We start from the raw sequence: 325 nt of genomic DNA on the forward strand, positions 1-325 counted from the left end.
CCGTCGACAAGGCCGGCAACACGGTTGACTTCCTGCTGCGAGCCAGGCGGGACAAGGAAGCGGCCCGACGGTACTTCGAGAAGGCCATCGATCAGAATGGCGCGCCCGAAACCGTAACCATCGACAAAAGCCGTGCCAATCCGGCCGCGCTGCACGCCGTGAACGCCGAGCGTGAGACGCCCATCAAGATCCGCCAGGCCAAGGCAGTATGACTTTCCGTGAGGCAGGGGCTGGCCAGCCGTGACGAATCAGACGCGGGTTAGCATTGCTGCCAGAGCCGCACGGTGTGGACAGCGCCACACCCGGCGATTTCCGGCACGGAGGC

The 325-nt window shown here is 64.9% G+C and carries 1 pseudogene; it reads left to right on the top strand.

The window, feature by feature from the left end:
* A pseudogene (locus F6X42_RS46705) lies at positions 1 to 203 on the top strand (DDE-type integrase/transposase/recombinase); the annotation flags it as partial.
* Between the last annotated feature and the right edge of the window lie 122 nt (positions 204 to 325).

This window comes from Paraburkholderia podalyriae (genome assembly GCF_014397785.1).
Taxonomy (GTDB): domain Bacteria; phylum Pseudomonadota; class Gammaproteobacteria; order Burkholderiales; family Burkholderiaceae; genus Paraburkholderia; species Paraburkholderia podalyriae.